The sequence below is a fragment of the Tenacibaculum sp. Bg11-29 genome (assembly GCF_002836595.1).
Classification (GTDB): domain Bacteria; phylum Bacteroidota; class Bacteroidia; order Flavobacteriales; family Flavobacteriaceae; genus Polaribacter.
Window position 1 is genome coordinate 4,470,658 of sequence record NZ_PJBB01000003.1, and the last position, 22,024, is coordinate 4,492,681.

The window sequence follows — 22,024 nt, forward strand, 5'->3', positions numbered from 1 at the left end:
TAGTTCATTTTTTCATTTAGCATCGTGCTAAATGACTATTCAGGATGTTTATATCATAAATATTTTTCAGTGGTTTTATTTAAGTCTTAAATATTCTTTATAGGGCGATTCCATATATATTCGCTTAAATATTCAGGGTAATCAGTAGTTATTGCTTGAAACTTCTTTTCATTCTACTTTATATGTTAACTTTTTTAACTGGTTAAATCCAAAAAAGAAAAGACATATTATTTTTATTACCTCCAATAAAACAAACACAAAATGAAAATTACCTTTCTTTATTTCTATGTCTTGAATAATTAATTCTGCTTGTTCATTTAAAATAGGTAACAACCAAAATGTTTGTAGTATTACTATAAAAATTACAATGAGAAAAGTATATGAAAATTGTAGTTTTTGTTTTCTTAAAGGCATTACCAAACTTGCAATAATGGTTATTGAAAAAACGATCTCCATTATATTTAAAGCTTTAAAAACAAGCCTTCCAATTCCTAAGCCAAGCTTAGTTGTTATACCTGGCGCTTGAAATTTCAACCATGATTCCATAAAACTTATAGCACCTACAAAACCAATCCAAATAAAGGTTATAATGATTGTTTTTTTCATAACGTATACACGGATCTTTTTATCCGTTTTAAATTTATTTTTTTTATCTTTTTAAAAAAAATGTATCAATACTCATATCGTTAACAAGCATTAATAACGTTGTGTTATTTAACATTGATTTCAATTTGTTTCTAACCTCAACAAATTGAAAATGAAGTGGACAAGGTGATTTTGCATTACATTCACTTAAGCCCAAACCACAACTCGTATAAATAGCATCTCCATCTAACACCTTAACAACATCACTAAGTTTAATCGTTTCCATTTTACCATTTTCTATAATAAAACCTCCATAAGGTCCTTTTATAGATTTAACAATATTGTTTCTTGTGAGTTGTTGCAATACTTTAGCTGTAAATGCTTGTGGAGAATTTATAGCTTCAGATATAGTAGATAAACTGACTTTTAGATCTTGTGCGCTCTGTTGTGCAATATATATTACTGCCCGAAGTCCATATTCACATGATTTTGAAAACATTCTTTTATTATTATAGTGCAAATTTAGAGGATATTTTTATAACAGACAAACATATCCGCTATAAAATATTTATTGATAAAAATATTGTTGCAATTACCTAAATGATTAATCTTATTTTATTGAGTATTCATACTATAAGTAATTGCAACAATAAACGCTGTAACTTCATAAGAAACAACACTATAAAAACCTAGTGAATAACACCTTTAAACTCCCATTTCACAACCTCATCTGGATCATTATCTATAAGATATTTAGCAACACTACGATGCAAAACAATCGTAGACAATTCTTCTTTTAAACGAAACAATAATGTGTCATCAACTTTCTCGGTATCAATAGCCAACTCACAACGAACACCGTGTTTAGGTTTGTTTTTCTTAAATAAAGATGCAGGAAAAGCACCACATGCTATTACATCTAAAAAGTTTACTGCAAAATAATCTCCCCACACAGTTTCGTCCTTTTTACTCTTTATTGACACAGGAAAAGTTTGCAATGAATCTACTCCAGCTTCTTTTAATAAATCAACAAACCTTTTAGACATCACTGGTATTTCACCTTCATTAAAATCAAGTAAAGCATCTCCTGATTTTGCATTAGTTGTAAATACGATAGGCGTATCTACCGATGCTGTAATTTTATTTCCTGATAAAAAATCTAACTGATTAGGCAACTCTAAAAGAACCTTATTTTGTACCGAATCATCTTCTTTTAATAAGAAATACATGTTTTTATCTTCATTAGGCATTTTTTTAAGCTTATTAAAATACACTGTTAAAGCCTGTGCTTTAGAAATATATAATCGCCTAGTTACCTTTTCTTTTTCTCCAACAACACCAGTTGTATATGTAAACTCATGATCATCATTTTCAAACGAGAACGTTCCAGTATTATAAAAAGCTTTTACGCTTAGTTTCTTAAATGTATTCGCCTCACTATCTTCTATACATTCCTCTAATTCTATATTTTCTTTATGGTTTTGATTTAAAATAAATAAAAACAGTTCATTAGTATGATAATTAGCAAAATCACCTTCGTTAAGAAAATCATCTTTAGTATACTCTCTTTCTAATGCATTTATTACATAAGGTAACATCTCGTGAGTATCATTTACCAACGCATACATACAAGCTATGTTAAAACTCATAACTCCTCTTACCTTTCTAGATTCTTCAACCTTACTAAAATAAGGACTTAAGACTTCAACACCTTCTTTTAACTGATTACTTGCACAATAAGCAACAACAAGATTTGCAATTATGTTATCTGCTAAAATTCTTTCAGGGCTAAATTGTTTCTTATGCGCTAAAAACACATCAATAGTTTCTTGAATTTTCCCAAGCCTAATTGAGCTCATAAAAAAAATATTTAGAGAGCTATTATTAGCTTCTAATTGTAAAGCATTTTTTGCGTAAATAGCAGCTTGCTCATAATTTGATCTTGAAAAATAATGCGCTTCAGCTAAACGTAAAACAACAGTGAAATCTTCTGGGTATGCTAAAATAATATCCCTTTCTAATTCTAAAATTCTATCCCATTGTTTCTGAGAAGCACATCTTAAGAATTCAATTTTTAGAAGTTCCTCTTCAGGGGCAGTTGCTCCTACCTTAACCAACAAATCAATCAATTCACTATTGTTTGCCTTGTGCGCCAGCATTAAAGGATTATTTCCATTATCACGTATAGCGTTTACATCAGCAGAAGCGTTAATTAATAATTTAGTAATTTCAACTGCTTTATTTTCTATCGCATAATGTAAAGCTGTTGTTCCTTTTTCCCATCCTTCACTAGTTACACTTACATTAGGATTTGCTTCATAAGCTAATAGTAAATTTACATCTTCTATATACACCTCTTTATCTCCTCTAGCATAAGAACATATACGCATTAAAATAGTTTTGCCATCTTCATCAAGATGATTTACATCAACCTCTTTCTTAAGTAAAGCTTCTAAAAGAATTTTATTTTCGGAAACAAAAAATAATAGATTCTTATTTGATTTTTCACTTATATAAATAACATCTACTACATCTGACTCAATACATTCTTTTAATACCTCAACATTTTCAGTTGGATTATTAAATAAATCTTCAATATTAAACTGCACTCCTTTTTCTTTGCATAATTTAAGAATAGATAAATTCTTGCTTTCTAATGATATTTCGATAATCTTTTTAACAAGCCCTTTATCAGGAATTATCCCTTTCTCTAAGAATTCCTGTATTTTTAATAGATTGACTTCTTCTATCGCTTCTAAAAAAAACGCTCTACTCTCCTTTCTTTCATTTATTTTCTCAATACCTTTTTCAACATTAACAGAAGCCAATTCTAAAATATTCCCTAATAAATCATCAAAATACTCCTCATCAACATATTCTTCTTCCTCATATTCTTTTTTATAAATTTCTAAAACGTCTAATATTTTTTGCTGAATAACTATATCTTCAGTATTACATAATGCAGGTGTAAAAAGTTCTTCCATACCATCTCCCCCGTCATTATTAAGCATATCTCCAGAAGCTTTTGCTAATAATTCAAGTAACGCCTGTGATTCAAATTTAGGAAAGTGAGAATCTATTAATTCATCTTGATTAGTTGAACTCCAAAATCGATGACCTGCATCATAATACTCACAAGCTTTATAAAATTGTTTTACAACAGCAAGCTGAGCTTTTAAATCTTTCCTTTTTATAATTTCTTCTACGACAAAACTAGTTGCTTCAAAATTAAAATAAATATTTTGTAATGTCATTTTAAAGATAGAAACCAACGAAGAAGATGATAGTTTATCTATGTGTTTTTTAAGGTACTCATCTAGTATTGAAACAGTAACTAAACTTTCATCTTTCATTTTAACCCCTAAGAATTTAACAAAAGGGTGTTTATCGCTATTATAATAAATAGTTACTAGCTTTTTTAAAATAAGTATTCCTTTTTCAAACTGCGCTACATCCTCAGTCTTTAATTGCTCCATTGCAATTGAAAAAACAGAAAATTCATTTGATACTTCTACTTCTTTATAATCCTCTTCTAATTTCGTTAGAATAATAGCATCTACTTTTTCCTTCGCTATTTCTTTATTCTCAAAATCATTTATTTCTATGATGGGAGATTGCCCTAATACACCACTAACAAGAATGTTATATTTTTTTTTAAGAGTTATTAAAAAATAGTGCGTTATTCCTTCTTTTTCTAAAGTGAAATATTTTTTAAAATTTTTCATGAAAATTATTTTTAAATATTGATAAGCTATAATTGCTTATTTCTATTCGTAAAAATACATTTATACATAAATATAGTGCCCCCTGTATATAGGGATTTTACTCTCACTACAAAGCGTATTTTCACAACACACAATTAAACTAAAACATGCTTATTTTCAAGTAAATACCTCTTAATATTATTTAATAATTGTTTTTTTACATTCTACATTAATTTATAAAACCGCATAAAAACACCTATTAACAAGGCACTTAGAACCATAACGCAACTAAATAGCAATAGTTTATCGCTATTTAGTTGCGTTAAGTAATATAATTACCTACTTTTGACTAAAACTAAATAATAATTATCATTAATTAATGAAAAATAGTCGTTTAAAAAATAGCATAACTTGTTTGCTTCTTGTAATTTTCATTTCTATGAAAATGGCAGGACTTCATATGCTATCTCATATAGACGACAAAGACCATACATTAGATTGTACTACTTGCGATTATGTTATTTCACATAACCTAACTCCTACACTTCCATTTAACGCTATAGATTATACATTTAAAGAAATTAAATATATTACTCAGGTAGAAAAAGTAAAAAACTATAGTTTTCTTAATTCAAGTACTCTTACTTCAGCTCAATTATTTTCTCGCCCTCCTCCCTCTTTATTACAAGAATTTCACTTATAATCTAACCACATTGTAAAAATTTACACAGGTTAACACGTAATGATTTTCAACCTATCTAAATATTAGAAATAAGCTAAAACAGCTGCTACACCACATTTTAAATAAATATTTAAAGGAAACAATTTATTTAAAATAGCTAGCTACGCTATTGTTTATTTTAATAACCACACTACTCACATCATATTAAAAATAAGAAAGTTAACAACAAACCTAACATTAGGTGGTCTGTACTTATCTATTTTTCATATGCATAAAAAACGTTGCAACGAAAGGGGGAGGCCGAAAACCCTATAACATAGAGTAGGTATAACTTTTTAAATATTGTAGTCATGAAAACTAAGAAATCAATTATTTCTAAAATTTTAGCTAACAAAGCAAAACAAGCTAGCGGAAGTATGCACTGTAGCAATTGCGGACATTGTTTCCATACTTTATAGCACTTTAAGGGGAAGCCGAAAACCTTATTAATAGAGTAGGCATATATAACTTATAAATATTATAATCATGAAAAACAAGAAATCAATAATTTCTAGAATATTAGCAAACAAAGCAAAACAAGCTAGCGGAAGTATGCACTGTAGTAATTGCGGACACTGTTTTCACACCTTATAACATTAGGTTCAAAGGGGATACCGAAAACCTTGTTATTATTAATAGAGTAGGTACAACTTAAAATATCATAATTATGAAAAATAAGAAATCAATAATTTCTAGAATCCTAGCTAATAAAGCAAAACAAGCTAGTGGAAGTATGCACTGTAGTAATTGCGGACACTGTTTTCACACGCTATAGTTTTAAAATTAAAGCGGTAGAAGCAATTCTACCGTTTTTTAAAATAGTGTTAAAAAAATAACAAAAACATGACGAAATTAACTGAAAGCCAATTAACAAATCTATTAAAGTTCAAAGACGTAAATGTTATATCAAGGTTTATGGATATGTATGATGTTCCTGAAGCTGAAGTAAAAGATATTTTATCAGAGACGCTAAAATTTTTATACATAAGTCAAATCCCTGGAATCTTCATACCTGATGATCTACTAATTATAGATGAAATGTGGCATAACCTAATTTTATTTACACCTCTGTATCATAAATTTAGTACAGAATACATGAACACCCCTTACTTTCATCATCTTCCTGCTACAAAAACCGAAAAAGATCAAAAAAAACAAGAATTAAAAAATTCTCATGATTTATCACGAGAAAAATATTTAGAAAAACTAGAGTTTCTCCTATCAACAACCTATGATTATTTAGGAGAAGAAACAGTAGAAAAATGGTTTGAAGTATATCCAAAAAAATACAGTAAAGAAAATATTAAAAAATTGAAAAAATAAGTAATGAGTATCTTTCCAAAAAGAACCATACCAGGTAGCACTATCACTATACACTGGAATTTTAATACCTCTCATCTAAAAGACACACACTTATCACCTTTAGTTAAAATAGGAGTTAAAGACCCTAAAGGGAATATTACCATGCTTTTTGATAACCATGTTATTGCTTTTCCTAATTCTACCGAAGACAAAGAAGATATAGAATCTATTAAAAAACCAAAATATTTAAATAAAAATATCCCCCTATTAGTAATCGCAGATTACCTTCAAGGCCCTTGCAAACGAGAAAAACTCGTAGAAATACTAACAAATATACAATCTGGACGTCATTACTATTTTACCTATAACGTTCCTAAAAATGGTCCTTTAGGAAAATATACTCTTATTTCTGAAATTCACAATAACGGAAATATAAAATACTCTAAAACGGCTCTTGATGATCATTTTTGGGTAGAAGAGGTTTCTCTTATCTCTACTACAGGAAAGGGAGCAGAAAAAACAGCTTTAATTCATAACCATTCAAAAGAACCGACCCCTGTAAAAATCGTAAGAACGGCTATTGATTTAAAGGGACTTATGAAAACCGAAATTGAAGCTTTTGAAATGAACCCCGAAGAAACAAAACCCATTTTAATACATCAAGGTAAAGTCTTTTTACTTTATAATGAAGAACGTGAAACACTTAATTTAACAGAAGAAACAAATAGTTTTTTAATTAGAAACCAAGAAATACTATCTATAAATAAAAAAAACGGATCGGATTGTTTACTAAAAAAAGATGATGATGAAGCTTTTTGGCTTTCACCTGAAGCTAAATACTTATGGGATAAATCTGATGGATTACTAAATAAAGATAGTCTATCTGAAAAAGAAAATGATGTATTGAAAGAAATGCAAGAACAAGGACTCATTAAACAAATAAAATTATAACAACAGAACCTCTATAATTTACAGAAGTTCTAAATATTAAAAATTTAATGAAAGTTCTAAAACTACTACTCTGCCTATTAATAAGTAATTACGCGTATTCTCAAAATAAGAGTATTACAGGAGTAATTACAGATCATAAACAAATACCTCTTGCAGGAGTTCATGTACAAATACTAAAAGCAAACAAAGGAACCATTACCAATAAAAACGGTGCTTTCAAATTAAATAAATTATCAGAAGATAATTACACACTAGAGGTTTCTCATATAGGTTTTGAAACTAACTACACAACTGTAAATACATCTAAAGTAACTAAGGTAAAGATTAGCTTAACTCAAGAGCAAAATCAACTCAACGAAATAGCCATTACAAGTAAATCAAAAACTCAACAAAAAAGAGAAAGTACCGCTAATGTATCAATAGTAAAAATGAAAAAATTTCGAGAGAGGAATACAAATACTAGCGATATTGTTAAACAAATTCCTGGAGTAAACATTAGGCAAACAGGTGGTTTTGGAAGTAATGCAAAAATTTACGTAAACGGAATGACTGGTAAATCTATACCTTTTTTTATAGATGGTATTCCACTATCTTATTTTGGATCAGGTTTAGGCTTAAACGCATTACCAGCAAGCTTAATAGATCAAATAGAAGTTTACAAAGGTGTTGTTCCTGTTAATCTGGGTGCTGATGCCCTTGGTGGTGGAGTAAATATTCTTACTCGAAAATCATATTCCGATTACTTCGATGCCTCTTACTCAGCTGGCTCATTTAATAGTCATAAAGTAAATGTTAATGGTCAATTCATAAACACCAATAAAAACTGGATGTTTGGAGTACACTCATTTTATAACCATTCTGATAACGACTATAAAGTAGATGTTGAAATTCCTGATGAATTTGGAAATCCAAAACCTGTAACTGTTAAGCGTTTTCATGATAAGTTCTCAAATTACCTATTAAATTTTTATACAGGAGTTTATGATAAAACTTATGCTGATCGCTTCGTATTTAACATACGTTATTCGGGACTAGAAGATGATGTTCAACATAATGCAATTATGGCGCAACCCTACGGAAAAGTTACTTATGACGAAGCTACTTTAGGAGCATCTTTAGAGTATGAAAAAAAGGATATTCTAAATAATACCGATATCAAATGGTATACAGCTTATAACAATACTAAAAGTAATTTTATAGATACCTCTTTAAACATATATACCTGGGATGGTAAAGTTTTTGGTCAACGAACAGATGGTGGCGAAATCTCTACTTCGCGAAATAATTTAAAACTCACTTCACAAAACTTACTAAACAGAGTTAATGTAAAATATAGCCCTTGGTTAAAAGGTAATTTCACCTTAAATATGTTTTCAGCTTTGTCTAAGAGAATAGGTAAAGACCCAATTGCTGCCGAATTTTATGGAGAAGACTTTTTTGCGAACCCTACCCGTCTTTTAAAAAATGCTACTGGTTTGGCATATGAACATAATTTTTCAAGAAATTTAACAACCTATACAGGTATCAAACATTTTTGGATGAATGCCAACGGCTATGCAATTCAAAACCTAAAATACATTCCAAACAAACAAAAAGCAACAAATTTCGGGTTTCTACAATCCATCAGATATCGTTTTTCTAAAAAATTTCTGATAAAATCTTCTTACGAATATGCTACTAGACTTCCAGATGAAATAGAGCTTTTTGGTAATTTCACATTAGTAAAACCGAACCCTTTTTTAAAACCAGAGCAAAGTCATAATCTAAACTTAGGTTTTCAGTTAAACTCAAAAAAAATTAATTGGGATACCAATCTTTTTTATCGCAATACAGATAATGTTATTTGGCTACGTACATCAAAATTTTACGCCCAATATCAAAACTTACTAAAATCACGTACTCTTGGTGTAGATACAGAAGTACGCTATCGCCCATTCAAAACACTTGATATAAAAGTAAATGCGACTTATCAAGATTTAAGAAACCGTTCTCCTAAAAGTATTACAGGAGCTGTAAACAATCGTTATTTTAACGCAAGGCTTCCTAATATTCCTTATTTATTTGGAAATGGAGAGATTCGATATCATAGAAAAAAATTTCTAAGTACAAAAAATAATATTTCAGTTTGGTGGTCTGCCAATTATGTTAATGAATTTTATCTTTATTGGGCAGTAGACGGAAACAAAGATTTCAAAAATACAATCCCTTCTCAATTTACGCAGAATATAGGGGTAACTATTTCACACCCTTCTAATCATTGGGCGATTTCCTCAGAAATCACCAATATTTTCGACAAAAAAGTATTCGACAATTTTAGTGCACAACGTCCAGGAAGGGCATTTAGCATAACACTCAGAACCTTTATTAAATAAATTAACCCTTAAACTCGAAAAAACGAGAGATTAAACACAGTAGAAAAATGAAAAAACAATTTTTTAAGAAAATCACAACACTATTATTTTACGTCGCATTAACTATAACAATGATAGGATGCAGCGATGATACCCCTTCTAAAAAAGATGACCCGAATCCAATTACCTTAAACTTTGGTATTACTACCGTAAGTGGTGCATGGCCTAATCAAACCTCTTACATACAAGGTGCTGAAGACTTAACTTTTTCTACCTTAGGAAATGAGAAAGCTTTAGAGTTAAATGGAAATGCAGGTACGGTTTCTTACAACAAAGCATTGTACGCATCACCTTTTGGTGCTCCTGCTACATTAGTTAAATACTCATTTAATGATAATGGAGACACTGTTGAAGAGGAACGAATTGTTGTTCCTGGAGCAAATACTTTTTCTACAGTTTATTTTGAAAACGAAAGCGTTGCCTATGCTTCTGTTGCTGGTGGTATTTCAAAGCTTATCATTTTTAACCCTACTACAATGCGTATTACAGGAGAAGTTGCATTAACATCAATTACCAAGAGGTTTCCTGAAGCTACTCGTACCTATTATTTAGATATGATTGCACGAGATAGTAAATTATTTATGGGCTTGCATTACGAAAACAATTTCGCACCTTTAAACGATTCTGCTTATGTTGCCGTAATTGATTTAAACCAAAAAGTGGTAGAAAAAATTATATCTGACAAGAGAACAGGGATGGTTTTTGGAGGACAAGCAGCTAATGCAGGAATGATTAAAACTACTAATGGCGACATCTATGTACAAGGTTTAGGAACTAAATTAAGTGGAGGTAACAGCCCTAGTGGACTCTTAAAAATAAGTAATGGACAAACTTCTTTTGATCCAGACTATTTTATGGATATGCAAAACGCTACAGGAAACGTGTGCTACGGAATCTACCAAATGCCCAATGGAAGAAGCTTTACCGCAAAGGTTGAAGACGCAACTGATTTTTATGAATTTAAAACCAACCAGCCACAGTTTAAATATTTTGAGTTAGACCTTCAAAATAAATCAAGTTTAGGAGCTGTACCTGGGCTTCCAACAACCTATGGTTCTCGAAGAATGATAATACTTCCTTATAAGGATAATAAATTACTATTTACAACAGCTACGAATGATGAAAATGCCGTATTCAGCTTTGACACTACCTCAAACACATCTAGTAAATTATTTACTTCTAACGGAGGCTTCATCACAGGATTAGAAGACTTAAACAACTAATAAAAAAACATGTTAAAAGCTGAAAATCTTACAAAAAAATATGGTGATTTTACCGCACTAGATTCATTGAATTTAAAAATAAGAGCAGGCGATATTTTTTGCCTGCTCGGCGCAAATGGTGCAGGAAAATCTACCACTATAAACTTATTTTTAAATTTTATAGCACCTTCTTCAGGAAATGCTTTTGTTAATGGTTTTGATGTAGAGAAACACCCCAAAAAAACAAAACAGTGGCTATCCTATATTCCCGAAAATCTTCAATTGTACCAAGATATGACAGGACTTGAAAATCTTCATTTTTTTTGTGGTCTTCAAGGTGGAAATCAAAAAAAGGATGAATTAGCCTTTTTACTTTCACAATCAGGACTACAAGAAGATTTCATATTAAAAAGAGTTAGTAGTTACTCTAAAGGAATGCGACAAAAAGTAGGTATTGCTTTAGCAAGAGCAAAAGGGGCTAAAATTTTACTTTTAGACGAACCTACATCTGGTTTAGATCCTAAGGCTAGTAATGAATTTTCTCAACTTTTACTTGAAATGAAAGAACAAAAAGTTGCCACTTTAATGGCTACTCATGATCTTTTTCGTGCCAAAGACACAGGTACTCATATAGGAATTATGAAAGAAGGTGTTTTGGTTGATTTAATGGAGTCTGATCAAGTTTCTTTTCAAGATTTAGAAAAAAAATACTTAAAACATATGCATACATAGTCTAAAACACGCTAAAAAACATGGAGACTAACCAACATATTTATATAGAGAATTACATCTTACCAATAAAAAATAAAATTTAAATAAATGAAGAGTCAAATCTTTTTAATTGCTAAAAAAGAACTTAAAGGTGTAATCAGACAAAGTTCCTTAAAAATTTTGTTTACCATAATTATAATTCTATTGGGGTTTGCTGTATATGGAGGTCATATTGCCTATAAACATCAAATTACCATGGTAGAAACTGCTCAAGAAGAGAGAAGGGCTGAATGGTTAGATCAAGGAAATAAACATCCTCATATTGCCGCACACTATGGAACCTTTGTTTTTAAACAAAAAACACTTCTTAGTCTTTTCGATTTTGGTTTAGATACATACACAGGAACTTCTGTTTACTTAGAAGCTCACTATCCTCACGAATTCATGTTCAGACCTGTACAGGGATACGGAAATATGATTCGTTTTGGTGAATTAAGCGCTGCATTGGTACTTCAATTATTATTACCACTCCTTATTATATTTATAACTTTTCAAACTTTCACCAAAGAAAGGGAAACAGGAACTTTTAAGCTATTGGTTAGTCAAGGTGTTTCAATAAGAACTATTTATTTAGGTAAGGTTTTGGCTTACTTTATAATTATTTCAATAATAATAGTCCCGTTTTTTACAGCACTTTATTTCGTAGGAATAAATGAAACAACTAATTCAGTGATAAGAGATATGGAACTTCGCATCGTACTCCTATTTCTTGTTTATATTGGATATTTATGGACTTTTACAAATTTTTCTGTGTGGATATCTCTTAAATCTTCTAACTCAAGAAGCGCTCTTTTAACACTCTTAATATTTTGGGTGGTAACCGGAATTATTATTCCTAAAACTTCGGCAAACTTAGGTGAAACACTACACCCATTACCTTCTATGAAAATATACAAAGAAGGTATACAACATGATATTGCAAATGGAATGGCAATAAATGAATCTAAAGAAAAAAGGTTAGTCAAACTAAAAGAAAATTATTTACAAAAATATAATGTTGATTCCATTCATAAACTCCCCTTAAATTTTAGTGGAATAGAAATGCAAGAAGGTGAAGAGTACGCTAATAAAGTATACGATTTTCATGAAAAAAAACTACATAAAAAATTTGAGCTTCAAAATAAAACAGAAAGCTTAATGAGCTTTGTTGCCCCCTACATAGCTATTAGAAATCTTTCTATGGCTTTTACTGCTACCGACTGGCACAGTTTCAATGATTTTCAAAGAAAAACAAAAACATACCGCAGGCATTTAATACGAACAATGAATAATGACATGGCAAAAAATTCACGCCATGGAGAGTTTTATGAGTACAAAGCTGGAAAAAACTTATGGGAAACAATCTCAGATTTCAAGTATAAAACACTTTTTGTAACCAAAGTATTAAAATATTACAGGATAGAACTAGCTTCATTAACCTTTTGGTTTTTGGCAATGTTACTTCTAATACCCTCTTCTTTTAAAAGCAAAATGATATGAAGTTAATTTTACTATTATGGCAACGTGAAGGTATTTCTATTATTAGAAATATCTTTCAAATGATTCTATTAATCTCCATTGTTTTTTTAGGAATCTATGCGATATATTATGGGTATTCTACAATAACGAAACAACAGAAAACAATTGAAAATGTTCAAACTATTGAAAAAAATGAATTTAAGAACTATATAAATAGTTTCAGTAACAAACGTACATCCGTCAAAGAAAAACAATTATTCAATATAGCTTCTGACCCAGCTTACGCATGGTATAGACATGAATATCATGCGGTTTTAAATCCTCATAGTTTAGCGCATATGTCATTAGGCCAAAGAGATATAGAACCTTATTACCGTAAACTAACAGCTGCGAGCCTATATTATCAATTGTTTGAAAATGAATTAGCCAATCCTCTAAAACTATACATAGGAAATTTTGACCTTTCTTTTGTTCTTATTTATTTATTTCCCTTACTTATAATAGTCTTTACTTACGGATTATACGCTGAAGAAAAAGAAAACGGAATGCTTCCTCTATTAAGGTTACAAACCGTAGGATTAAGAAAAATATTATTGATTAGAATTTCTTTTTATTACCTCTTAATTGTAGGCTTAGGAATCCTTTTATCTTCTATTGGTTTTTTTATAGCTCCTAAAACAGAAAATTTAACCATCTTTTTATGGATAGCTACCATTTTATGCTACTTCAGTTTTTGGTTTGCTTTAATGTTCTTTTTAGTTAGTCTTAAAAAAAACTCTTCTCTAACAGCAATCTCTGCTGCTGGTTTATGGCTTCTATTTCTAATTGTTTTACCAGCCATATTAAATGTATATGCAAACATTGCATACCCAATAGATAATATGTCGCTTGCTGATATTACCCGAAGAAAAAGCCTCGAAAACGAAGAAGATTTAGACGAAGCTAAGGCTGTTATTGAGGAATATTTACACCATCGAGATGACTTAAAAGGTGCTAAGGCTTTAATTGATGTAAACACAATGTCCAAAGCTTATGCTGCCTTTACCGCACTCAACGACAACCACCATAAAAAGGAAGTCGTTGATTATTTTAACCAAATTGAACTACGTCAAAAATGGATTTCATTATTTCAATGGGCTAATCCTGCTGTAAATACACAAAGTATTTTGAATGAAATTACCGAAACGGATGCTGTAATTTTTCAAGCCTTTCATCAATCAATTACTAATTTTCACAAAGAGATTACTCATTTTTATTTCGATAAATTGTTTTTAAACAAACAAATAAAAAATAAAGACTACGAAAATCTTCCTAAATTCAATTTAACAGTAGACTACATATCCAAAATCCAAAATATTAAAGGTGGTTTAATAGAAATTATAATCATCTCTTTTTTCCTTTTTGGTTTATCATTAGTTCTTTTCAATAAAACTATTTTCTTAAAGGCCCTTAAAAAATAGCTTCTTAAAATATATTTCTATGAAATTTACATTGCGAAAGCCTAAAAAAAAACACGATTTTATTAACGATAGTTTATGGAAACTAATGTTAAAACTATCTATCCCTGCTATTTTAGGGATGATGGTTGTATCTATTAATGGGCTCATTGATATATTTTACACTAGTTATTTTATAGGAATCAAAGCCTTTACAGGGGTATCAATGTTGTTTCCTTTAATGCTAGTAGTTACAAGTGTTACTGTTTTTGTTGCTGCTGGCTCCGCATCGGTTCTTAGTAGAGCTATAGGTGCAAATAATATTGAAATTCAACAAAAAATAATCCCTAATATGATAGCACTATCCTTAATTGGAGCTGCTATAATCACAATCCCTGGCATAATTTTTTCTCATGAAATAGTTTCACTATTAGGTATATCAGAAGAATTATTCACCTATGCTTTAAATTATTATACCGTATATATTCTTGGTGCATTTTTTAGTATCTACGGGCTTTCAGCCAATAGTTTAATACGCGCTGAAGGTAAAATAGGCCAAGCCATGCGTTTTACTTTAATCTCTGTAGTCCTAAACCTTCTACTAACTCCTTTATTTATTGGAGTATTTGACATGGGAGTTGCTGGGGCTGCATGGAGCAGTATTCTAACAATGTTTTTATATAGCGCCTTAACATCTTTATATTTCATTCAAGGAAAGGCAACATTTAGCACCACTAAGTTTCGTATAAAATTAGAACCTAAAATTCTTAAGAGTGTCTTAAGTATTGGCTTTTCAGCATTTTCAATGCAGCTCTCTAATATATTTAGACAGTTTATATTATTTAGATTAGTAGTAATATATGGTAACCTAGAGGCAATGGCTTTTTTTAATGCAGCTTTTAGAATGTTTTCCTTTTTAGCGATTCCTATTTTAGGACTTTATCAGTCAATGCAACCAATTATCGGAATTAATTATGGTGCCAAAAAAAAACACAGGTGTATTAAAAGTGTCTCTATTTATAGGCTAGCAGGAATTACGCTTGGTATAGTACTGGTAATTCCTATGCTTATTTTTCCTGAAGTTATAATTAATATTATGCTACCTAATAAAGAACTTAGTCAAACAGAAATATTAAATCTGCAAATGATTTTGTGCATTTTATTATTTATACCAATATCATCTAGTAGCATCGTACTTTTTCAAGGTATAGGTAAAGCTAAATTGGCTACCTTATTGCCAGTAGGTCGTCAGCTATTCCTTTTCGTTCCAATTATATTAATTTTCACCAAATACTACACTATTCAAGGAGTGTATTATGGCCTTTTATTAGAAAGTGCACTTTATGCTTTAGTTTTATGGATTATATCTCGACGAACTCTTCAAAAACTATAACTATACATAACGTCATAAGAAACAGAAAGTTTAATCATTAAGATAATTATTTTTTTTGAGCTACAACATGAAAAACATGCCAAAATTTTTCTTTCCCTGATAATGTTTTTCCTTCTTTAGTAGTTTCCTTAAAATATAATAATTCAAAACCTTCAAATAAACTCTTTATAGCCTTTTCATCGTGAAAGATCATTTCATTATTAGAACTCCATGAGTCCTTTACTCCAAAAAAATGCCCACAAAAATAACCTTTAGTATTAATACTTTTAAGAATAACAGCCCAAAGATTTTCAAATTTATCTGGATGGCAAAAAGGCAAAGAAAAGGTTGCATTAACCAGATCAACACTAGGCAACTCTTTTAAACTTTCAAAAGAAGTACTTTTAAAAGTAATTTTGGGTATGTGTTCAGTCTTTATATTCTTTTGTATATGCAACAAAGAATCTGATTCTTTATCTATAGCCAATACCTCTAAACCTTCATTTAGCATCGCAAAAGTATCCACCCCATTACCACAGCCTAAATCAATAGCTTTAAATTCGTTTAAATCACCTTTACTTTTCATTAAAACTAACGCCTGACTCAGTGTATAAGCAGGAGGATGATTTTCTTTACCTACTTTATCGTAATGTACTTTCCACATCTTTTTTTCATTCTTGTTCTTAACAAAAATAACGAAGTAATTACTTTTACAGCAATAATTTATCGATTCTTTAACACCTTTTTTTATACGTTTTTAAAATTTCAATTCAACCTATATTCACCGCATCTTATTTCTTTTAATTGACTATTACTTCATCTATAAATCACATAAATTTCCATTTAAAATTAATCAATAAAAAAACCTAAACAATAAAGATATTGTTTAGGTTTAAATAATTTAACACTATTAAAATAGCCATTTAGGTACTTTTATTTAATATTCAAAAGTTCCAAATTCACTATTTATAGTTAATTTCTTAGTTTCAGAAGCTTCTACTCTACCTACAATTTGAGCATTTACATTGTATGATTTAGAAATAGCTATAATATTTTCAGCTATTTCTGGAGATACATAAAGCTCCATTCTATGCCCACAGTTAAATACTTGATACATTTCTTTCCAATCTGTTTTAGATTGTTCTTGTATCAATTTAAATAAAGGAGGTATTGGAAACATATTATCTTTTACAATATGTAGTGCATCTACAAAATGTAAAATTTTAGTTTGTGCTCCACCAGAACAATGAATCATTCCGTGAACAGTATCTGAATTAAATTTTGATAAAATTTCTTTAATAATTGGTGCATACGTTCTTGTTGGAGACAATACTAATTTACCAGCATCAATTGGAGAATTTTCAACAGCATCAGTTAATTTTGCTTTTCCTGAATATACTAAATCTGCAGGAACTGCTGCATCATAACTTTCAGGATATTTAGCCGCTAAATAATTATCAAAAACATCGTGTCTTGCAGAAGTTAATCCGTTAGAGCCCATTCCGCCATTATATTCAGTTTCATAACTTGCTTGTCCAAAAGATTCTAAACCAACAATTACATCGCCTGCTTTTATATTTGCATTATCAACAACATCAGTACGTTTCATACGAGCTGTTACTGTAGAATCTACAATAATTGTACGTACTAAATCACCAACATCGGCAGTTTCACCTCCTGTAGAATGAATCGTTACTCCAAAACCTTTAAGATCTTCAATTAACTCTTCAGTTCCGTTAATAATTGCAGATAAAACTTCTCCTGGAATTTTACTTTTATTACGTCCAATAGTAGAAGATAACATAATGTTATCTGTAGCACCAACACATAACAAATCGTCGATATTCATTATTAAAGCATCTTGCGCAATACCTTTCCAAACAGAAATATCTCCTGTTTCTTTCCAATACATGTATGCTAACGATGATTTTGTACCTGCTCCATCAGCATGCATAATCAAACAATAATCTTCATCGTTTGTTAAATAATCTGGAACAATTTTACAGAAAGCTTTCGGAAATAATCCTTTATCGATATTCTTAATTGCATTATGCACATCTTCTTTAGATGCTGAAACTCCGCGTTGTGCATAGCGCTTAGATACTTCGTTACTCATGTGTTATGTTGTTGTTTTGTTGCCGCGAAATTACTCTAAAAACGGCAAATATTCAAAGTTATTAAAGCTTTTTACTTCTACGTTCATACAAAACAGTATCTCTCCATACACAATCTTGTTCTGCTATTTTTTCTCTAACACCAATTAATCTAAATTCATTTTTAGGATATAGCTTAACACTTCCTATATTTTCAGGAAATAAACTAGCATATAAAGTCCAAATCCCGTTTTCTTCAGATGATTTTATAAGTTTTTTTATTAATTCTCCTCCAACTCCTTTGTCTGAAGAATCCAAAGAAACATATACACTTACTTCTGCCACACCTTTATAGGCTTCTCTTTTAGAAACAGGTGCAATTGCGCACCACCCAATTATCTCATCGTTATCTATTGCTACAAATCTTGAATGCGTATGATGGTTTTCATTCCAATCATTCCATTTTGGAACTCTAGCTCTAAAAGTTGCCTTTTTTGTATCTATACCGTCTTTATAAATAATTGCAACTTCACACCAATGTTCTTCTTTTAGTTTTTTAATTTTCCTAATAAAAATGATTAAGAAGTGGAGTTCGGAAAATTTTTAATCTTACAATTTAACGTGTAAACAGCAACTCTCTATATTTTGTTAAAGGCCATAAATTATCATCAACCATTAACTCTAACTTATCGCAGTGATAACGAATTTCATCAAAAAACGGCTTTACTTTATCACAGTAAGCATCTGCATTTTTTTGCCCATCAAACTTGTTTGCTTTTTTGCGCTCTTCAGTCATCTTTTCAATTTTAGAATTGATTCCTGATATATGACCAGATATTTTCTGAATTAAATCAATTTGTTCTTTTGCGTATTGCTCAAAACCTTTTCCAAAGATTTCTTTTAATCCTTTTACATTTTCTATTAATGTATTTTGATATTGAATCGCTGTAGGAATTACATGATTTCTTGCAACATCTCCTAAAACTCTACTTTCTATTTGAATTCGCTTAGAATATTCTTCTAATTCAATTTCATGACGTGCGGCTACTTCTACTTTATTCATCACATTCATTTCTTCAAAAAGTGAAATTGCTTTTTTTGAAATTTTTGCTTTTAAGGCCTCAGGGGTTGTTTTATTATTGCTCAACCCTCTTTTTACTGCTTCTTTCTCCCATGCATCTCCATAACCATCACCTTCAAATCTAATTTTCTTTGATGCTTTAATGTATTCTCTTAATACATTAAAAACAGCTTCGTCTTTTTTAAGATTCTTTGCTTCAACCAATTCATCTACCTCAACTTTAAATTCTTTTAATTGCTTTGCTATAATTGTGTTTAAAACCGTCATTGGTCCTGCACAGTTAGACCAAGAACCTACAGCTCTTAATTCAAACTTATTACCTGTAAAAGCAAAAGGTGAAGTTCTATTTCTATCGGTATTATCTAATAATATTTCAGGTATTTTACCTACAATATTTAGCTTTAAATCAGTTTTCTCTTTAGGTGATAATTTACCTTTTGTTACATTTTCTAACTCATCTAACACCGCTGATAATTGCGAACCAATAAACACTGATATTATTGCTGGAGGCGCTTCGTTAGCACCCAAACGATGATCATTACTTGCGCTTGCTATTGAAGCTCTAATTAATTCTTCATAATCATGAACCGCCTTAATTGTGTTTACAAAAAAGGCTAAGAACTGTAAATTTTTCATTGGTGTTTTCCCAGGGCTCAATAAATTAACTCCTGTATTTGTTGCTAAAGACCAATTATTATGTTTTCCCGATCCATTAATTCCTGCAAATGGTTTTTCGTGAAATAACACTTTAAATTGATGGCGTTGTGATACTTTTTCCATCACATCCATTAACAGCGAATTATGATCTACGGCTAAATTTGCTTCTTCAAAAATTGGTGCTAATTCAAACTGATTTGGAGCCACCTCATTATGACGTGTTTTTACAGGAACGCCTAACAACATACATTCTTGCTCTAAATCTCTCATAAAACTCATTACTCTGTCTGGAATAGAACCGAAATAATGATCATCTAATTGTTGTCCTTTTGCTGGTGAATGCCCTAATAATGTCCTTCCTGTCATCATTAAATCAGGACGTGCTGACATTAAAGCAGTATCTATTAAAAAATATTCTTGTTCCCAACCTAACGTTGCGTTTACTTTTGAAACATTTTTATCAAAAAACTTACAAACTGCTGTTGCAGCTGTATCTACCGCTTGTAAGGCTCTTAATAACGGTGCTTTATTATCTAGTGCTTCCCCTGTGTATGCAACAAAAACTGTTGGTATACACAAAGTTGTTCCATATACAAATGCTGGTGATGTAGGATCCCATGCTGTATAACCACGAGCTTCAAATGTATTTCTAATACCTCCATTCGGAAAACTAGATGCGTCTGGTTCTTGTTGCACTAACTGACCACCATCAAAACGTTCCATCGCACCACCACCTTCAATAGTTTCAAAAAAAGCATCATGCTTTTCTGCTGTTGCACCTGTTAATGGCTGAAACCAATGCGTATAATGTGTTGCTCCTTTAGATAAAGCCCAATCTTTCATACTTACCGCAATCTGATCAGCAATTTTTCGATCTATCTTACTACCAAACTCAACAGCATCCATTACACTTTGGTACGCATCTTTTGTCATATACTGACGCATTGTTTGCGTATTAAAAACATTTTCTCCAAACAATTCAGAGCGTCTCCCCTTTTCTTCTATAAAAACAGGTTTTCTATGTAAAGTTTCTTTTAAAGCACTAAATCTTAAAGTAGACATTATATATGGTGTAAGTTTCGATATCAAAAATACATATTTTAATCTATTTTACAATATACCCCTAAAAAAATAGGGGTAAAATTAAATTATTGCTAATTTTAAAAGTTTACCCCCTTAAAATTTTAATATTAAAGATAAAATATTCATTTTTGCATTGAATTTAATTCTAAAAAATAAATTCTCATTACCATGGCAAAAATTAAGTTAGAGTACATTTGGTTAGACGGTTACAAACCAACACAAAACCTTAGGAGTAAAACAAAAGTTGAAGAGCATGAAAATTTTCAAGGAACGATTGAAGAGTTAAAGAATTGGTCTTTTGACGGTTCTTCTACGAAACAAGCTTCAGGAGGTTCTTCTGACTGCGTTCTAAAACCTGTAGCAATTTATCAAGATCCAGCACGTGTTAACGGATACTTAGTAATGACAGAGGTTTTAAATTCTGACGGAACTCCACACGAATCTAACGCTCGTGCTACAATTAATGATGATGATAATGATTTCTGGTTCGGTTTTGAACAAGAATACTTTATTATGGACAGAGCAACTCAACTTCCTTTAGGGTTCCCAGTTGGTGGATACCCTGGACCACAAGGAATGTATTACTGTTCTGTAGGTGGAAGAAATACACATGGTAGAGATTTTGTTGAGCAACATGCTGATTTATGTATTGATGCTGGATTAAATTTTGAAGGAATTAACCAAGAAGTTGCTTCAGGGCAATGGGAGTTTCAATTATTTGCTAAAGGAGCCAAAATTGCTGGTGATGAAATTTGGATTGCTAGATACTTATTAGATCGTTTAACTGAACAATATGGTTACTATATAGAATACCACCCAAAACCTGTAAAAGGAGATTGGAATGGTTCTGGAATGCACGCTAACTTCTCTAACACTGTTTTAAGAACTTGTGGTTCTAAAGAGATTTACATGCAAATTTGTGAAGCTTTTAGACCAGTAACCAAAGAACATATTGATATTTATGGCGCTTATAACGACCAACGTTTAACAGGTTTACACGAAACTGCCTCTATAACAGATTTTAGTTACGGTATTTCTGATAGAGGTGCTTCTATTCGTATTCCTATTTTAACTGTAGATAATGATTGGAAAGGATATTTAGAAGACAGAAGACCTGCTTCTAACGGAGACCCTTATAAAATCGCTTCAAGAATTATACAAACTGTAAAACCAGTTTGCGATAAATTATAATATTTT

The 22,024-nt window shown here is 30.7% G+C and carries 17 protein-coding genes; 10 read left to right on the forward strand and 7 right to left on the reverse strand.

Annotated elements, in window-relative coordinates; all coding sequences use genetic code 11:
• Positions 1–168 precede the first annotated feature (168 nt).
• The 3 genes from CXF68_RS20100 to CXF68_RS20110 all read right to left on the reverse strand — a co-directional run bounded on the left by CXF68_RS20100 (position 169) and on the right by CXF68_RS20110 (position 4,310).
• Positions 169–606 (reverse strand): hypothetical protein, encoded by a 438-nt coding sequence (locus tag CXF68_RS20100; protein ID WP_101047134.1) that lies wholly within the window; start codon positions 604–606, stop codon positions 169–171.
• 43 nt (positions 607–649) lie between these two features.
• Positions 650–1,084, reverse strand: a complete 435-nt coding sequence (locus CXF68_RS20105; protein WP_101047136.1) for an Rrf2 family transcriptional regulator — start codon at positions 1,082–1,084, stop codon at positions 650–652.
• A 190-nt stretch (positions 1,085–1,274) separates the two neighbouring features.
• Positions 1,275–4,310: an ankyrin repeat domain-containing protein gene (locus tag CXF68_RS20110; RefSeq protein WP_101047138.1), complete on the reverse strand. Its 3,036-nt coding sequence runs from the start codon at positions 4,308–4,310 to the stop codon at positions 1,275–1,277.
• Between the two features lie 424 nt (positions 4,311–4,734).
• On the opposite strand from CXF68_RS20110, the gene CXF68_RS20115 reads away from it, so the two are divergent.
• From CXF68_RS20115 to CXF68_RS20155, 9 genes are all read left to right on the forward strand, one after another.
• On the forward strand, positions 4,735–4,992 hold the full coding sequence (locus CXF68_RS20115) for a hypothetical protein (RefSeq protein WP_157822022.1): 258 nt from the start codon (positions 4,735–4,737) through the stop codon (positions 4,990–4,992).
• Between the two features lie 861 nt (positions 4,993–5,853).
• Entirely contained in the window at positions 5,854–6,333 is a 480-nt protein-coding gene (locus CXF68_RS20120) for a hypothetical protein (protein WP_101047142.1), read from the forward strand.
• A 3-nt stretch (positions 6,334–6,336) separates the two neighbouring features.
• Positions 6,337–7,263, forward strand: coding sequence for a hypothetical protein (locus tag CXF68_RS20125; protein ID WP_101047144.1), 927 nt, complete (start codon positions 6,337–6,339; stop codon positions 7,261–7,263).
• A gap of 47 nt (positions 7,264–7,310) precedes the next feature.
• Positions 7,311–9,635: a TonB-dependent receptor gene (locus CXF68_RS20130; protein ID WP_101047146.1), complete on the forward strand. Its 2,325-nt coding sequence runs from the start codon at positions 7,311–7,313 to the stop codon at positions 9,633–9,635.
• A 47-nt stretch (positions 9,636–9,682) separates the two neighbouring features.
• On the forward strand, positions 9,683–10,897 hold the full coding sequence (locus CXF68_RS20135) for a DUF4374 domain-containing protein (RefSeq protein WP_101047149.1): 1,215 nt from the start codon (positions 9,683–9,685) through the stop codon (positions 10,895–10,897).
• A 9-nt stretch (positions 10,898–10,906) separates the two neighbouring features.
• Complete coding sequence (locus tag CXF68_RS20140) at positions 10,907–11,608, forward strand: ABC transporter ATP-binding protein (protein ID WP_101047151.1); 702 nt, start codon at positions 10,907–10,909, stop codon at positions 11,606–11,608.
• Positions 11,609–11,695: 87 nt separating this feature from the next.
• On the forward strand, positions 11,696–13,126 hold the full coding sequence (locus tag CXF68_RS20145) for a DUF3526 domain-containing protein (RefSeq protein ID WP_101047153.1): 1,431 nt from the start codon (positions 11,696–11,698) through the stop codon (positions 13,124–13,126).
• Positions 13,123–14,565, forward strand: coding sequence for a DUF3526 domain-containing protein (locus tag CXF68_RS20150; RefSeq protein WP_101047155.1), 1,443 nt, complete (start codon positions 13,123–13,125; stop codon positions 14,563–14,565). Before CXF68_RS20145 ends, CXF68_RS20150 begins: the two co-directional genes overlap by 4 nt.
• Positions 14,566–14,584: 19 nt before the next feature.
• Complete coding sequence (locus CXF68_RS20155) at positions 14,585–15,934, forward strand: MATE family efflux transporter (protein WP_101047157.1); 1,350 nt, start codon at positions 14,585–14,587, stop codon at positions 15,932–15,934.
• 46 nt (positions 15,935–15,980) lie between these two features.
• On the opposite strand, the gene CXF68_RS20160 is transcribed toward CXF68_RS20155, so the two are convergent.
• From CXF68_RS20160 to CXF68_RS20175, 4 genes are all read right to left on the reverse strand, one after another.
• Positions 15,981–16,577 (reverse strand): class I SAM-dependent methyltransferase, encoded by a 597-nt coding sequence (locus CXF68_RS20160; RefSeq protein ID WP_101047159.1) that lies wholly within the window; start codon positions 16,575–16,577, stop codon positions 15,981–15,983.
• 273 nt (positions 16,578–16,850) lie between these two features.
• Entirely contained in the window at positions 16,851–18,029 is a 1,179-nt protein-coding gene (locus CXF68_RS20165; protein ID WP_101047161.1) for an AIR synthase related protein, read from the reverse strand.
• Positions 18,030–18,090: 61 nt separating this feature from the next.
• Positions 18,091–18,585 (reverse strand): GNAT family N-acetyltransferase, encoded by a 495-nt coding sequence (locus tag CXF68_RS20170; RefSeq protein ID WP_101047163.1) that lies wholly within the window; start codon positions 18,583–18,585, stop codon positions 18,091–18,093.
• Between the two features lie 37 nt (positions 18,586–18,622).
• Entirely contained in the window at positions 18,623–20,806 is a 2,184-nt protein-coding gene (locus CXF68_RS20175; protein WP_101047165.1) for a glutamine synthetase III, read from the reverse strand.
• A 189-nt stretch (positions 20,807–20,995) separates the two neighbouring features.
• Between CXF68_RS20175 and CXF68_RS20180 the strand changes: the two genes are divergently transcribed.
• Complete coding sequence (locus tag CXF68_RS20180) at positions 20,996–22,018, forward strand: glutamine synthetase beta-grasp domain-containing protein (protein WP_101047167.1); 1,023 nt, start codon at positions 20,996–20,998, stop codon at positions 22,016–22,018.
• Positions 22,019–22,024 lie beyond the last annotated feature (6 nt).